This is a genomic window from Weeksella sp. HMSC059D05, assembly GCF_001809725.1.
GTDB classification, from domain to species: Bacteria; Bacteroidota; Bacteroidia; order Flavobacteriales; family Weeksellaceae; genus Weeksella; species Weeksella virosa.
Map to the genome: position 1 here is coordinate 163,719 of NZ_KV798535.1, position 15,706 is coordinate 179,424.

General features: G+C 36.5%; 14 protein-coding genes and 1 pseudogene. 8 read left to right on the forward strand and 7 right to left on the reverse strand.

Going from position 1 to position 15,706, the window contains the following annotated elements; genetic code table 11:
- Window positions 1–17: 17 nt before the first annotated feature.
- The 5 genes and pseudogenes from gpmI to nth form a co-directional block, all read left to right on the forward strand.
- A complete protein-coding gene (gpmI, locus tag HMPREF2660_RS05490) occupies window positions 18–1,547 on the forward strand; it encodes a 2,3-bisphosphoglycerate-independent phosphoglycerate mutase (RefSeq protein WP_041942250.1) in 1,530 nt (509 codons plus the stop codon).
- Between the two features lie 56 nt (window positions 1,548–1,603).
- Window positions 1,604–2,023, forward strand: coding sequence for a BT0820 family HAD-type phosphatase (locus HMPREF2660_RS05495; protein WP_013597741.1), 420 nt, complete (start codon window positions 1,604–1,606; stop codon window positions 2,021–2,023).
- Window positions 2,020–2,826 carry a type I methionyl aminopeptidase gene (gene map, locus HMPREF2660_RS05500; protein WP_013597740.1) on the forward strand — a complete coding sequence of 269 codons (807 nt, stop codon included), beginning with the start codon at window positions 2,020–2,022 and terminating at the stop codon, window positions 2,824–2,826. Before HMPREF2660_RS05495 ends, map begins: the two co-directional genes overlap by 4 nt.
- Before the next feature lie 9 nt (window positions 2,827–2,835).
- Window positions 2,836–3,618 (forward strand): class I SAM-dependent methyltransferase, encoded by a 783-nt coding sequence (locus HMPREF2660_RS05505; RefSeq protein WP_013597739.1) that lies wholly within the window; start codon window positions 2,836–2,838, stop codon window positions 3,616–3,618.
- A 175-nt stretch (window positions 3,619–3,793) separates the two neighbouring features.
- Window positions 3,794–4,414: pseudogene (nth, locus tag HMPREF2660_RS10860) on the forward strand (endonuclease III); the annotation flags it as partial.
- 929 nt (window positions 4,415–5,343) lie between these two features.
- Here nth and HMPREF2660_RS05515 read toward each other — a convergent pair.
- The 7 genes from HMPREF2660_RS05515 to panB form a co-directional block, all read right to left on the reverse strand.
- On the reverse strand, window positions 5,344–8,025 hold the full coding sequence (locus tag HMPREF2660_RS05515; protein ID WP_070485996.1) for a TonB-dependent receptor: 2,682 nt from the start codon (window positions 8,023–8,025) through the stop codon (window positions 5,344–5,346).
- Window positions 8,026–8,052: 27 nt separating this feature from the next.
- On the reverse strand, window positions 8,053–8,814 hold the full coding sequence (locus tag HMPREF2660_RS05520; RefSeq protein ID WP_070485997.1) for a GLPGLI family protein: 762 nt from the start codon (window positions 8,812–8,814) through the stop codon (window positions 8,053–8,055).
- A gap of 62 nt (window positions 8,815–8,876) precedes the next feature.
- Window positions 8,877–9,479, reverse strand: coding sequence for a bifunctional nicotinamidase/pyrazinamidase (gene pncA, locus HMPREF2660_RS05525; protein WP_070485999.1), 603 nt, complete (start codon window positions 9,477–9,479; stop codon window positions 8,877–8,879).
- Window positions 9,480–9,844: 365 nt separating this feature from the next.
- Entirely contained in the window at window positions 9,845–10,843 is a 999-nt protein-coding gene (locus tag HMPREF2660_RS05530) for a glycosyltransferase family 2 protein (protein ID WP_041942248.1), read from the reverse strand.
- Window positions 10,836–11,708 (reverse strand): lysophospholipid acyltransferase family protein, encoded by an 873-nt coding sequence (locus tag HMPREF2660_RS05535; RefSeq protein ID WP_070486001.1) that lies wholly within the window; start codon window positions 11,706–11,708, stop codon window positions 10,836–10,838. Before HMPREF2660_RS05535 ends, HMPREF2660_RS05530 begins: the two co-directional genes overlap by 8 nt.
- Before the next feature lie 31 nt (window positions 11,709–11,739).
- Window positions 11,740–12,423, reverse strand: coding sequence for an RluA family pseudouridine synthase (locus HMPREF2660_RS05540; protein WP_013597732.1), 684 nt, complete (start codon window positions 12,421–12,423; stop codon window positions 11,740–11,742).
- Between the two features lie 88 nt (window positions 12,424–12,511).
- Window positions 12,512–13,327 (reverse strand): 3-methyl-2-oxobutanoate hydroxymethyltransferase, encoded by an 816-nt coding sequence (gene panB / locus HMPREF2660_RS05545; protein ID WP_013597731.1) that lies wholly within the window; start codon window positions 13,325–13,327, stop codon window positions 12,512–12,514.
- Window positions 13,328–13,867: 540 nt separating this feature from the next.
- Between panB and HMPREF2660_RS10975 the strand changes: the two genes are divergently transcribed.
- From HMPREF2660_RS10975 to HMPREF2660_RS05555, 3 genes are all read left to right on the forward strand, one after another.
- A complete protein-coding gene (locus HMPREF2660_RS10975; protein ID WP_168160791.1) occupies window positions 13,868–14,008 on the forward strand; it encodes a hypothetical protein in 141 nt (46 codons plus the stop codon).
- Window positions 14,009–14,135: 127 nt separating this feature from the next.
- Window positions 14,136–15,182, forward strand: a complete 1,047-nt coding sequence (gene rfbB / locus HMPREF2660_RS05550; protein WP_013597730.1) for a dTDP-glucose 4,6-dehydratase — start codon at window positions 14,136–14,138, stop codon at window positions 15,180–15,182.
- A 107-nt stretch (window positions 15,183–15,289) separates the two neighbouring features.
- A complete protein-coding gene (locus HMPREF2660_RS05555; RefSeq protein ID WP_013597729.1) occupies window positions 15,290–15,676 on the forward strand; it encodes a four helix bundle protein in 387 nt (128 codons plus the stop codon).
- Window positions 15,677–15,706: the final 30 nt, after the last annotated feature.

The following is a 15,706-nucleotide window of genomic DNA, read 5'->3' on the forward strand; positions in this document are numbered from 1 at the left end:
TACAGTTTACAAGTATGATAAATAACAAAGCACTATTATTAATCTTAGACGGTTGGGGAATCAATCCAGACCCGAAAGTCTCTGCAATAGCAAAAGCCAATACACCCAATATCGATACCTTGATGACAAATTATCCCAATACAACGTTAGACACCTTTGGGTTAGCAGTCGGTTTGCCAGAAGGACAAATGGGGAATTCAGAGGTGGGACATATGAATCTAGGAGCTGGTAGAGTGGTTTATCAGAATTTAGTGAGGATCAATCGTGCAGTAGAAAACAAAGAATTATTACAAGAAAAAGTGCTTCATGATGCTTTTTCTTATGCCAAAGAAAACAGTAGAAAAGTCCATTTCATAGGATTAGTTTCCGATGGTGGAGTGCATTCTCATATCAATCATCTCAAAGGATTACTCGATGCAGCCAAAGAAGCTGGGCTCGAAAAAAACGTCTTTGTACATGCTTTTACCGATGGGCGAGACACCGACCCTACATCCGGTAAAGAATTCATACAAGAACTCATAACCCATATGCAAACATCGGTAGGGGAACTTGCTTCGATTACAGGACGTTACTATGCAATGGATCGGGATAAACGTTGGGAGCGGGTGAAAAAAGCTTATGATGCTATGGTTCACGGTTTTGGCGAATACACAACACAACCGATAAAAGCAATAGAAGATGCTTATGCCAATACTTTGACCGACGAATTTTTGTTGCCCATTATTGTTACTGATGAAAATGATCAACCGAAAGCCATTATCGAAAATGAAGATGTAGTGATTTGCTTCAACTTCCGAACAGATCGTGGACGAGAAATTACCGAAGTATTATCGCAAAAAGATTTTCCAGAGCATCAAATGTTTGCATTAAAACTAAAATACGTTACTCTGACAGACTATGATAAAACATATCAAAATGTAGAAGTTGTTTTTCAGGATTCTACTCTGCAAATGACTTTAGGGGAGGTTTTAGAGAAAAATCATAAAACCCAAATCCGAATGGCAGAAACAGAGAAATATCCACATGTTACCTTTTTCTTTTCGGGAGGCAGAGAAGTACCGTTCGAGGGTGAAAAGAGAATCCTAAAACCATCTCCGAGAGATGTAGCAACATATAATCTAAAACCCGAAATGGCTGCCTATGAGCTTACCGATGCATTGTTAGAAGAAATCAATCAAGAAACAGCAGATTTCATTGTATTAAATTTTGCTAATACTGATATGGTTGGGCATACAGGCATTTTTTCTGCCGCACAAAAAGCTGCTGAAGTAGTAGACTCTTGTGTCGGAAGAATCGTAGAAGCTGCCCTAAAACATAACTACACCACTTTTATTTTGGCAGATCATGGAAATTCTGACTGTATGGTTAACGAAGATGGTAGCCCCAATACACAGCATAGTACAAATCCCGTTCCGTTGATTGTTGTAGATAAAAATCGTCGTTGGAATTTGAAACATGGAAAACTAGGCGACATTGCACCTACTATTCTTACAGTGATGCAAATACCAATTCCGACCGAAATGATAGGTGATATTTTGGTTTCATAAAAAACATTTAGGCAATATTTAGATACAAATACATCTCTCCTAAACAAGATAAAACCATGATGAATACAAAAATAATAGCAGTTGATTTTGATGGAACAATAGTCGAAGATAAATATCCGCAAATAGGGAAACCAAAGTTATTTGCTTTTGAAACGCTAAAAAAACTACAAAATGAAGGTTATCGATTGATACTCTGGACGTACCGCAGCGGAGAAAAATTATCCGAAGCTGTTGAGTTTTGTAGAGCAAATGGGATAGAATTCTATGCCGTAAATAGTAGTTTCGAGGGTGAAGAATACGACCCAAAACAACAAAGCAGAAAAATAAATGCTGATCTATTTATAGACGATCGAAATTTAGGGGGATTTCCCGGTTGGGGAGAAGTCTATCAAGTAATTTCACAAAAAATAGAGTTCACTCTACATCATGGTGAGAAAAAAGAACAAAAGAAAAAAAGAGGATTTTTTAGATTATGATAATTTTAAAAACAAAAGAAGAGTTAGAGCTCATGTACCTAAGTGCACAATTGGTATCGAAAACTTTAGGTATGTTAGCAAAAGAAATTAAACCTGGCGTAACAACCAATCATTTAGATAAATTAGGTGGAGAATTTATTCGAGACCATGGCGGGTATCCAGCATTTTTAGGAATGTATGATTTTCCAAAAAACTTATGCATTTCACCAAACGAACAAGTCGTACACGGCATTCCGAACGATATTCCTTTAGAAGATGGCGATATCGTATCCGTAGATTGTGGAGTCTATATGAACGAGTTTTATGGAGACCATGCCTACACCTTTGCAGTAGGAAATATTGATGAAGAAACCGAAAAGTTACTTCGTGTAACCAAAGAATCTCTATACAAAGGAATTGAACAAATGCGTAAAGGAAACCGTATTGGTGATATAGGTTATGCAATTCAGCAACACTGCGAAGCAGAAGGATACGGAATTGTAAAAGAATTAGTAGGGCATGGCCTAGGACGCGAGATGCACGAAGATCCGCAAGTACCCAACTACGGAAGAAGAGGAACTGGTAAAAAACTAGAAAACGGAATCGTGTTAGCCATCGAACCGATGGTCAATATGGGAACCGATAAAGTAAAATTCCATAAAGATGGCTGGACAGTGACCACACGCGATAACAAATATTCTGCTCATTACGAGCACGATGTATGCTTGGTAGAAGGCGAACCTAAATTATTGTCAACTTTCGGATATATATACGAAGCTCTAGGAATCGAATCCGATGAAGAAAAACCATATCTTTTTAAATAGTTCGTACTCATGAAGCGACTTTTCCGCTATGGGATGAACCTAATCCCAAGACCAATACTCATCAACATTAGCTATATCATTCGGCCTGTTTTGGTATGGCTACTAAAAGGGAATCGCTACTACGACCCAATCGATGGACAAGGATATTATAAAATGTTGCCCTATGGATACGAAAAACAACGCGAAAATGTATTGGCACCGAATACCTTTTCCTTAGAAAGGCATCGATTAATGTGGTTGTACCTTACCAATAAAACCAATTTTTTTCAGGCAAAACAAAAAGTGCTGCACATTGCACCCGAACAAGCATTTTATAAACGCTTTCGGGCAATGCAAAATCTAGACTATATAACGTCTGATATAGAATCGCCTTTGGCCGATGTAAAAGCAGACATTTGCGATTTACCCTTTGGAGAAAACACATTCGATGTAATTTTTTGTAACCATGTTCTCGAACACATCATGGATGATCATCAGGCGATGAGCGAGCTTTTTCGAGTGATGAAACCAGGTGGCTGGGGAATTTTTCAGGTACCGATAAGTTATCAACGCGAGCTTACCTACGAAGATAGTTCTGTGACAAGCAAAGAAGAGCGAAAAGAAAAATTTGGTCAATATGATCACGTTCGGATTTATGGTTTGGATTACTATCAGCGCTTAGAAGATGCAGGTTTTATCGTGCATAAGGTCGATTATACCAAAGAAATTCCGACAGAAGAAATCAACCGATATCGTTTAGAGAAAGGAGAAATTCTTCCGGTTGTCGAAAAACCTATACAAACCAATGAATAGAACAATCAAAATTCAAAAAGTCGAGTTGAATAGGTTCGACTTTTTTGTTTTTCAGAAAGATGCTAGACTATTCTCACCCAATCATTCATTCTGTCACAAAAAGAGAAATTCTCTACTTTTTTCTATTCATTTTATTCCTTGTAAATTTGTCTATAGATGAAAGATATTCCCTATGATGAAAAAACAGGAAAGGATAGATTTTCTTATTCAAGAATTAGAAAAATTATATCCAAATCCACCCATTCCGTTGCATCATCAAGATGCTTTTACATTGCTGATAGCTGTTTTGCTTTCGGCACAAACAACCGATAAAAAAGTAAACGAAGTAACGCCTGCTCTTTTTGCTCGAGCCAATAATGCAAAAGAAATGATGCAGCTCGAAGTCGAAGAAATCAAAGAATATATAAAGCAAATAGGCTTGTCGAACACCAAAGCCAAAAATATTCGTCTTCTATCAGAAATGTTGGTCGAAAAATATGATGGCGAAGTTCCATCGACCTTCGAGCAATTAGAAGAATTACCAGGTGTTGGGCACAAAACTGCATCGGTGGTGATGGCCCAATGGTTTGGGATTCCGGCCTTCCCGGTCGATACACATATCCACCGATTGATGAAATTGTGGAAATTGACCAAAGGAAAAAATGTAGAAGAAACCGAACGCGATGCTAAACGTATTTTCCCTCGTGAGGTATGGAATAAACTGCATATCCAGATCATCATGTATGGGAGAGAATATTCGCCTGCTCGTGGTTGGAGTTTAGAAAAAGATTTTATAACCCGAAAAATGTTCGAGAAAATAGTTCTATCAAAAAACAATCTCTTCCAAGGAAGTAGAGAACGAAAATCTTTGTATGATGTTGCTTATCTACGAGATGGAAAAAAGAAACCGATTGTAATTTTTAGCCATGGTTTCAAAGGATTTAAAGACCATGGATGTTTTGATTTGATGGCAAAATTTTGGGCTACTAATCATTTTGCATTCATCAAATACAATTTTTCGTACAACGGAATTGGATTGACCAATACGCAAAAATTTACAGAATTAGAAGCTTTCGGTGAAAATAATTATTCTACAGAACTCGATGATTTGGGCTTGGTTATTTCGCATGCGATTAGCGGTGATTGGATTCCCGAAAAAGAGATTAATCGCGATGAGGTTTATTTGATTGGCCATTCTCGAGGTGGAGGAATCACGATTCTAAAAGGAATAGAAGATCCACGTGTGAAAAAGATAGCTACACTTGGTGCGATTTCTTACCTAGATCGTTTCCGAAATTATTCGGAGCAAGAATTAGAAGATTGGAAAGATTCTGGAGTATATCGTTTTCAGAATATGAGAACCCAGCAATGGATGCCGATGAATTATCAGTTTTATGAGGACTATATCCAGCATGAAAATCGTCTGTCGATTGAAAAAAATATTCAGAATTTAAGCATTCCGTATCTCAATCTACATGGTGATGCAGATGAAACGGTTTCGGTAGAAGAAGCCAAAAACCTGAAAAGATGGAATCCTACTATTGAGTTACAGGTTTTGGCAGGTGTGAATCATGCTTTTGGTTCGAAAGAACCTTGGACCGAAGGTCAACTACCCGAAGATTTTTTATGGGCAATGGAATTGATACGAGATTTCTTTTTAGAAAAAAAATAAGAAAATCTTTTTTGCAACAAAAATGCCGCCCAGTTCGGAGCGGCATTTTGTAAACGGAGGTTTTGAGAAAATCCTTAAAATTTATATCGTAGATTTACCAAAAAATAACGACCCAATACTTCTTGCTGAGTGGTTTGGGTATAGTTATCGTTGAATGAATTGGTCACGAGTAAATCATTTCCTAAAATATTTCCTGCGATAAAAGTAATGTATGTTTTTTTAGCAATATTATAGCGCAAAGACGCATTGAGTTCTTTGGCTTCATTGATTTTTTCGCCATTTTGGTATTGCAAATGATAGTTGATATCCGACTGAAGTAGCCATTTGTCTAAAAAGGTCCAAGCAAAATTACCGTTCGGTACCCACGACTCGAAACTCTGTTTTGTTAGTGAACGATAATCATTTTGCATCCATTTGAGGCCGGCCGTAAATTCTACTTTCTTTTTGAATGTGAAAATATTATCCAACATATAGAAATGAGAAATTGTACGTGTATTGGTCGATTCATTATTTACAAAGGTGTAATAATCCATATTAGAAAAATTACCGTTGATACTTGCACGATAAAATTTAGAAAAGCGTTTTCCGATATTCAAATTGGCAGAAAAAGATTTTTCGTTTTTGTGGCTATTAATCAGCGTATTGCTTTGGTTAAACTGTATATTTTCCGGATTATTTGGCGGTACATAGGTCAAGAAATTAGACATGGTTTGTATCGAATTGTCGCGAATCGTATAACTTACTTGTGCGTAAATATTGAAAAAGGAAAATGAATTGAAATAGTAATATCTCAAATTCATATCGTGTTGATTGCTTGCGTATAAATCTCTATTTCCGTAAAAAACAGAAAAATAAGAATTTATTTTCATCAATGGATTCAGATCTCTAATTGATGGATAAGAATAATTTCTGCGATAATCCAAACTCAATTGATGAGCGTTGCTAAAATTATATTCGAAATTTGCAAACGGAAAAAATTTTGTATCTTTTTCTTCTTTTCTTTCGTTAAGAAAATCGATATTTTGATACAAATGATGCAAGCCTGTTCCGACATCCATCAAAAACCTACCAAATTTCTTTTTGATTGAAGCCGAAATATAAAACTGTTGAAAGTCCATATCGGCACGTCCGCTATAGAATTCTCCTGCCAAAATTTCTTCTTGCCCAAATGTAGTGGTCGTGTTTTTTTGGTTGCTGAAATTCGTGCCTACTTTTAGGTTTAAGTTTGTAGTATAGCTCAATAAATGGTTATAAACAGCATATAGCTGCAAGGTATTTACGTTTGTTTTCTGTTGCTGATCGATTGAGTTTAGCGAGAATGGGTAAAGATTACTCAAAAACTCATGCGAAGAGCGAATCATCAAATCAGGTTTTTCTTCTTGGTATTGATGACGGAAATACAGACCAAGGTTATCGTCTTTTCCTACTTTTTTTATGTAACTAAAATTCTGTGTAATACTGTTATTCGTCCGTTTGTTTTCTACACTTCTGCTGGCGCTAAAAGTGTTATTTTGGTAGGATGATAGGTTTTGTTCTAGATTGTTTTTGGTATAATTGAAATTCAATCGATACTTGATTTGCGATCGATCAGACGGAGAATAATCAAGTCGTAAACGTCCCATTGCTGATAAAATATTTTGCTTATTTCGTTCTTCATCTAGATCGATTCGGTTGTTGATCGATGCACTATGAAAGCGTTTTGTCAACTGATTGTATCGGATATTGTTCGAAGCCAACATCCCAAAACCGGTCACCATTAGATTTTTATTTGCTTGGTAGCCCATATGTGCTGCACTGGTAAACGTGTTCAGTTCTCGTGCCTGATTTTGGGTGCTTAGAAAGCTAAATGTAGTGTTGGCAGAACGCAAAGAGAGTATACTTCCTTCTGAGTTGAAATCAGAGAATACCCCAAAAAAACTCATATAATCTTCCTGATTAAAAACTTGCTTGCCATAAGTGTTGAAATCTCCGATGAGCGTAGCATCTGTTTTTTCGCTAAAATAAAATGTTTTAGATTGTGCATCGGCGTGTTGATTGGCGTCTCCACCAATGGTTATATTCCCGAAGGCAAGATTTTTTTTGTCCTCTTTTAGTTCGATATTGAGCGACATCTGCTCATCTTGCTGTAGGGAAGAGGCAAATGGATTGGCTTTGAATTTCTTGTTTAGTTGGATTTTATCCACTGCATCCGATGGTAAATTCTTGTTCAGTAATTTGGTGTTACCTCCCAAGACTTCACGTCCGCCAACGGTGATAGTAGTAATTTCTTTCCCGTTGTGGTATACTTTTCCGTTTTCTACTACAATACCGGGCAGTTTTTTTAGGATATCCTCCAACACTTCTTCATTCCCAACCTTGAAGGAGTCTGCATCATATTCTATAGTATCTCCTTTTATTTTTATTGCTTGTTTGGCATTGATAATGGCTTCTTGCAAAGCAATGGTCTTGGTGGCTTTTAGTTTTAGTTTTAGTTGCTGATTTTTTGATAAATCCAATGCTTGAACCACTTGCTCAAAACCAGAATGTTCGACTTCTATTTCATACTTTTCATGGCAAGGAACCTCAAGTGAAAACTCACCCTCGAGGTTAGAATAGGTGAAACCAACTCCTTCATTTTGCGTATTGAAAATAGAAACCGTTGCATCGTTGATAGGTAAGCCGTTTTCGTCTTGTAAAATACCTTTCACGGTACAGTTTTGTGCAAAAATACCATTGGATAATCCCAATAATAAGGTCAAGAAAAATACAATCCTCATACATTAATTTTAATAGAGCTTATGTAATTAATCGGTTTCTACGCCTTGGTTCATTTGTTCGCGAATGTTTTGTTCCCAAATACGCATTTCTTCTTCGTATTCTTTCATGGTATAGGTTTTCTTTTCGGTCGGAACGTTAATTTTCACTGGTTTATCAGTGATTTTTAGGTCTTTTAATTGGATAGAAAAATCTGCTTTTTCATTTTTACCGTCAACTTTCACAATCAAACCTGGCAAACCCCAAAAACGGTCGGGACCATCTTTTACAGTAATTTGTGGTGCATACCAAGCAGTTACCGGAATGCTGTCGTTGATAACGCCTGTTGCTTTGGTAACATCGTATCCGTTGATTTTAGTTTTCTCACGGGTTATTTTCCAGTTGAAGTTGATTAATTGGTCTTTTATTTGGTAGCGTTTGCCAAACATGTCATAGAGTTTTGTGTATTCGTTGTTGTCGATTAATTTGTACAGAGGTTCTTTGTCCATCATCGTCATCATTTTTACGACTTGTGCCGATATCGAATTATCATTACTAATTTTTTCTACCAATTGATAAACAGATTTTTTGCCATCTGCTTTCAGGGTGTAATCTACATAAACACCTTCTTTATTAGCAGTTTCTAGGTTTTTTCTTGCTTCGGATTGAAATGCTTTCGGAACGTTTTTCAAGTTTTCTTCAACATTCAAATCGATTTTCATAACATAGGTGGCTTCTATGTTTTGGTTTTGTGCAAATCCGACATGTATGGCAGAAAAAGCAATCAGACAAGTATAAATAAATTGTTTCATAATCGTTGTGTTTTTTTATTAGGTGTATTTTTTTTGTAATCGTTACATCTAATCCATTTTTTTTAATCCAAATAGCTTGTGAGTTGTCCGCCTTTGGTAATAAATGTTTTTAGTTTTTCTTGGTACATTTCATTATCAATCGCTTTTACGGCACGCTCGAGAATATGAACTTTGTATCCCAATTTCAGTGCGTCCATGGCGGTGAAATAGACACAAAAATCAGCAGCCAAACCGCATACAAAAATTTCGGTTACGCCATGTTCTTGTAAGTAGCCGTGTAAGCCAGTTTTGCGTTGATGGTTATTATCGAAAAAAGCACTGTACGAATCGATCGAAGGATTCATGCCTTTTCGGATGATTGCGGAAAGTTTGTTCTGATGTAATTCGTGGCTCAACTCTGCGCCTTTTGTTCCTTGCACACAATGATCTGGCCATAGTGTTTGCGGATAACCTTGCAAATCGACAATATCCAAAACTTGATTGTTCGGATGTTGAGATGCAAAACTTTGGTGTTTTTCGGGGTGCCAATCTTGGGTGGCAATAATCAGCTCGAACTTGGCTTGCAATTCGTTGATGCGTTTGATGATTTCATCTCCATGAGGAACGGCCAATTTACCACCTGGTAAAAAGTCGTACTGTAAATCGACAATGATTAATGCTTTCATTTTTAAGTTATTTTATGCTTAAAAATAAGGAGAAATTAGAACTATTGGCTAGTTTTTTTTGTGCCTTGTTTCATTTCTCTTTTATTATCAGAATTGTAGATAAATTTTTTGTGTTTTTTATAGATTATGTTTTGTTTTTGGTTTGATGAGTAGTATTTGTACTTACTAGAAGCATCAGTCCTATAGTGGGAATTAAATTGTTATCCGCTTGGTTCTATGGTTTTTCTTAGTTTGATATTTTATTGTAGAGATTATAAAAAAATACTCGATAGGAAGAAGATTTTATGATTAAAATTCTCTTTTATGTTTTTACAAACAATCGAAAAAAAGTTAGTTTTACCTAAAATATAAAAAGAAGGATAAGATTAATTATCGAGATCGGTGAATTTTCTTTTGGTAGCAATAAAATACTGAAAAACAAGAAACTTTGTCTGATAATAATTTTTGATAGGATGAAGTTCTCGTTTGCGATACATTTTTTTCAGGCCACGATAAAAGTGCATGTGTGACCAAAATACAGCACGCAAATGAGAGAAACCTTTACTTGGTAAAAAAGCAATTGCCGCTATTCCGTCTAAAGAAAGTCTTGCAAAAAGACACGGAAATAAACGACTTTTGGGTAGGTTTTTCACATTCATCCATAAACTATTGCGGTAGTTGAGGTACATTTTTTTGTACGAATCTTTTTTCAGCGTTGCAGCTCCTAAATGATAAACCGTAGAATCTCCGCAAAACATAATCTTTTTGCCTCTATTTTTCAGACGCCAACATAAATCAATTTCTTCCATGTGAGCCTCAAAATCTTCATCAAAACCATCGACAGCCCAATAATCTTTTGCACGAATAAATAAACACGCGCCCGAAGCCCAAAAAATTTCAATCGAATCATTGTATTGTTGTCTGTCCTTTTCTATGGTAAAAAAAAGTCTTCCTCGGCAATACGGATAGCCCAAATTATCAATAAAACCGCCTGCAGCACCAGCGTATTCGAACTCGTCTTTGTTTCGGTAGGATAAAATTTTGGGTTGAATTGCGCTAATGTTTTTATCCGTATCAAAAAGTTGCAGAACCGGTTCTATCCAATTTTTGCTAACTTCTACATCCGAATTTAGTAAACAAAAATATTCTGCATCAATAGATTGTAAACCAATATTGTAGCCTTTTGCAAAACCGTGATTCTCAGAGTTTTGTATAACCCGAACATCTGGAAATTTTTCTTGCAATAGTGTTAAATAATCATCAGACGATTGGTTGTCTATAAGATAAATCGGGTAACCTTTACTGTTTTCGACAACCGATGGTAGAAACTCTTCCAATAGTTTTCTGCCGTTCCAATTTAGAATGCAAATTGCCAGTTTATCCATAAGATTTGTTTTGTGCATGTTTCCAACGTTTATGACTCCATAACCAATTGCTTGGTTGTTGCTGAATGGTTTTCTGGAGCAGATGAAAGAACTTATTTACCGCTTCGTTTTCTACAAAATCTTCACCATCGGGTAAAATTCGAATGAATTCGGTATGATAATAGCCGCGTTTTATTTTGGTCGTTTGGGCATAGACAACTGCAAAATCTTTCTTGGTTAGCAACTTATCGAAACCCGTAAAGACAGGTGTTTGTTGATGTAAGAAATCTAGCGAGTAATGTATTTCATGTTTCTTCGGACTCTGGTCGGCAATCAAAAGATAGGTCGTGTTTCCGTCATTGGGTGTTTGTAACATTACTCGGATTACGCGACGCATTTCTATGGTTGTTGTTCGGTAACGAGCGCGTAATTGTTGCATTTTTTTATCCCAAAAAGCATTTCGTAAACGATGATACACGGCAACATTTTTTGGGGTAGGTAAGATAAGTGCTGTGCCAATAAACCATTCCCAATTGAAAACATGACCCGCCATTAAAAAAACATTTTTCTTTTCGAGCTGAATCTGATTCATAATGTCTAAACCAGAATGCGTATGTCGTTTCTCAAGTTCTTCTGGGCTGATCGTGAAGGCTTTGAGGGTTTCTACCAAATAATCGGCAAAGTTTTTATAGAATTCTTTTTGGATTTGTTTTATCTCTCGATTGGATTTTTCGGGAAATGAATTTTTTAGATTGTTGAAGATTACCTTGCGTCGATAACCGATCAAATAATTCAATCCGAAATAAATGATATCCGAAATAAAATACAAGACCGGAAAGGGTAACTTAGAAAAGGCCTTTACTATCCAAAACACCAACTGATTCATATAATGAAAAAATGTCTGTAAAGATAGAGATTTACTCAAAACCTAAACTTGCCTCCCACAAAACATCTTTTGGTGGAGGAGCAATAATGGTGATTTCTTCTTTGCTCACGGGATGCGTAAATATTAATTTTCTTGCATGCAGAGAGATGCTTCCGTCTGGATTAGAACGTTTTGCACCGTATTTCAGATCGCCTTTTATGGGGCATCCGATAAAGCTCAGTTGTGCCCGAATTTGGTGAGAGCGTCCGGTGAAAAGTTGTACATCGAGCACTTCATACGAATCCAGGCTTCCTACCCAATAGTATTCGAGAATTGCTTCTTTGGCATTGTTGGTGGGTTGGCTAAAAACGGTTGTTTTGTTGTTTTTCTGATTCTTACGAAGGTAGTGTGTCAAACGATCGTGTTCTTTTGGCGGTTTTCCCTGTATCAATGCGCGATACACTTTGGTTACTTCCCGCTTCTGGAAGGCATCATTCATGCGTGCCAAAGCTTTTGATGTTTTTGCAAACATTATTATCCCAGAAGTTGGTCGATCCAAACGATGAACTAAACCCAAAAACACATTGCCAGGTTTGTGATCACGTTCTTTGATGTAGGCTTTCAGGCTATCTACTAGTGGGATATCGCCGGTATTGTCGCCTTGTGCCAATTCACCAGGTTTTTTATTTATAATCAATAAATGATTGTCTTCGAATAGAATGTCAGGGTTTACCATGAATTATAATGGATAAAAAAATTTAGTTTTCGTTAGGATTATTTTTACAGTTTTTCATCATTAACTTATTTTTATGTTGGATAAGTTATCAATATTGTTCATTTTCATTTGGAAAATCAGAAGACTTCACATCGGCTACATAATTTTCGATTGCTGATTTTATTTGGTCTTCTAGTTGTAAATATTTGCGAACAAATTTAGGGTTGAACTCGTTATTGAGGCCCAACATATCGTGCACGACCAAAACTTGCCCATCTGTACTATTTCCGGCACCAATCCCGATTGTAGGAATTTGGATGGTTTCTGTTACTTTTTTGGCTAAATCGGCAGGGATTTTTTCCATCACCAAGGCAAAACAACCCAACTCTTCTACCAGTTTTGCATCGCTGATGAGTTGTTCTGCTTCAGAATTATCTTTGGCGCGTACTTTATACGACCCGAATTGATAAATCGATTGAGGTGTAAGCCCTAGATGTCCCATCACAGGAATTCCTGCATTGATGATTCTTTTGATCGATTCTTCGATTTCTTTTCCGCCTTCTAATTTCACGGCATGGGCACCCGACTCTTTCATGATTCTTACGGCAGATTCCAATGCTTTTTGTGGGTCAGATTGATAAGTACCAAACGGTAAATCTACAACGACCAATGCTCTTTTTGCAGCACGAACAACACACTGTGCATGGTAAATCATTTGGTCTAGAGTAATTGGCAGAGTAGTCTCGTGACCGGCCATAACGTTGGCAGCAGAATCTCCGACCAAAATTATTTCGGTGCCGGCTGCATCTACTAAAGTAGCAATCGTAAAATCATAAGCCGTTAACATGGATATCTTTTCGCCCGAAAATTTCATTTTACGAATTGTTTCGGTCGTTATACGTTTTAAATCTTTGGTTACTGACATGCTATTTTTATTTCTTGGTAAAGGTAATTTGATTTTTAAGGAACTACTAATGTTTTATGAGATTTTATTAGAAAAATACTTTTGTTTAGCAATTGATTTTTAATATTATTTAACCGTCAGACTTTTTAAATGTCAATGTTTTTTGGGTAGTAATATTCGTGCAAAATATGTAATTTTGTGCTCTTTAATTGCCAACATAAACGATGAATATTGCTGTTGTAGGAACAAGATAAGTGGTTTCTAATCCAGAATTTATACACAAAGGTTGTGCTACTTTAAGATGTTAGGTATCCAAACCGTGTGTTTGTAGGAGCTACTTCTTACCAAGTTCTCGATTTCTAGTGTCGGGTTTATCGTTCGTTGACCGAAGCAAGATTTCTGGTAAGTAGGATGCCTGAAAACTCGTCTGAACATGCAAAGTATGATATTGGTCGGAACGAAGAATGATAAGTTTTGTCTTGAAATGGGGTCGGATAAACGAGTAGGAAATTGGCTCTTGAAATGCTCAATGAATAAATAAAAGAAAAGACAGAGGCTGTGATGTACGACAGGGTTATTATCCCAAAAAATGTAAAAAAAGTTTCAGGTCATAAAATCCACAATACAAGCGATAGGTATACGGCAATAGAAGACGCTGATGCATTGTTGATTACATCAGAGTTAATACAATTTGATGAGTGATAAACAAAAGAATAAGTTATATTTGATGATTGAAACTTATAGGAGTTAGGTGTTCTAGAGGAGAGAAATATTTTTCTACAAATCAATTGGCAAAAGAACAGTGTATAACTATTTAAGAAAGCAATTTATGACAACGATATTTATTACCGGAGGAGCAGGTTTTATTGGTTCGCACGTGGTTCGCGAGTTTTTGCAGAAACATCCGAATTATACGATTGTGAATATAGATGCCCTGACGTATGCCGGAAATCTAGAAAACCTGAAAGATGTAGAACATCATCCGAATTATCGCTTCGAGAAAGTGGATATTGTCGATGCAAAAGCGGTGAATGCATTGTTCGAGCGCTATCAGCCCGATGGCGTAATTCATCTAGCCGCTGAGTCGCATGTGGATCGCTCGATCAGCAATCCGATAGATTTTGTGATGACGAACGTAATCGGAACGGTTAATTTATTAAATGCTGCAAAAGCAACTTGGCAAAATGATTATTCAGGAAAACGTTTTCATCATGTTTCTACAGATGAAGTTTATGGAACGCTAGGCGAAACTGGATATTTCACTGAAGAAACTTCGTATGATCCGCATTCTCCGTATTCGGCTTCCAAAGCATCTTCTGATCATTTTGTGCGAGCGTATCATGATACCTATGGTTTACCGATTGTAATCACAAATTGTTCTAACAATTATGGCCCGAATCATTTCCCAGAAAAATTGATTCCGCTATGCATTCATAATATCCTAAATAAAAAACCTTTACCGATTTATGGTGACGGAAAATATACCCGCGATTGGTTGTATGTGATCGATCATGCGAAAGCAATCGACTTGGTTTTCCACGAAGGAAAAACAGGAAAAGCGTACAATATTGGAGGGTTCAATGAATGGACGAATATCGATTTGGTGAAAGAGCTTTGTCGACAAATGGATGAGAAACTTGGTCGTGAAAAAGGCGAAAGTGAGAAATTAATTACTTTCGTAAAAGACCGTCCGGGGCACGATTTGCGTTATGCGATCGATGCTACAAAAATAAATAAAGAATTGGGTTGGAAACCATCCGTAACCTTCGAAGAAGGTTTATCGGCAACGATAGATTGGTTTTTAGCCAATCAGGAGTGGTTGGACCATGTAACATCGGGTGAATATCAGAAATATTATGACAAACAGTATAGTTGAGTGGTTGAGTGATTGAATGGTTGAATGGTTGAGTGGTTGAGTGGTTGAGTGGTTGAATGGTTGAGTGGTTGAATGGTTGAGTGGTTGAACAATTAAATAATTGAGAGATGAGTTTAATAAAATATCATAAAGATTTAATAGTTTATCAGAAAGCCTTTGATTCAGCAATGCAAATTTATTTTTTGAGTAAGTCATTTCCTATTGAAGAAAGATATTCACTAACAGACCAAATCCGACGTTCTTCCAGATCCGTATGTGGAAATATTTCCGAAGCTTGGAGAAAAAGAAGATATGAAAAATTATTTATCAATAAACTAATTGATTCAGAAGGAGAAGCAGCCGAGACACAAAATTGGCTGGATTTTTCTTTAGCTTGCAATTATATTGATAAAGAAATATATAACGAATTGTATTTGAAGTACGATGAAATATTGGCTATGTTAGTTAAAATGTCGAAAGATTCAGGAAAATGGACATTCAGCAATACTCAATAACTCATCACTCAAATACTTAAATACTTATAA